A 249-nucleotide genomic window follows, 5' to 3' on the forward strand; every position below is an offset into this window, starting at 1 on the left:
CGAACCTGATGAAATGAAAACCAAAAGGCAACAAAGAAGAAATTCACGCTTACTAAGCCGAAACTACGAAAGCCGCGATCCTATTGATGAACCGTGCAAAAAATTTCGGACTCAGTACGCACAACGCTTGCATAACACGTTTATTACTATGCCAAACAACTTGAATTTTACTGCCTTAATCACAAAACCCAAGGCAAACCCAGAACGCCGAGTGTAATAAATCGTGTTGATGCATTTGTTATGTGTATA

General features: G+C 39.8%; 1 protein-coding gene. It reads left to right on the forward strand.

The genetic code is table 11. The features are described 5' to 3' along the window. The coding region (locus HC728_RS20250) for a hypothetical protein (RefSeq protein ID WP_238933844.1) at positions 1–217 on the forward strand (217 nt) is incomplete at its 5' end. Between the last annotated feature and the right edge of the window lie 32 nt (positions 218–249).

Origin of the sequence: Aliivibrio sp. S10_S31, from assembly GCF_014694495.1 — a bacterium.
Classification (GTDB): Bacteria; Pseudomonadota; Gammaproteobacteria; order Enterobacterales; family Vibrionaceae; genus Aliivibrio; species Aliivibrio fischeri.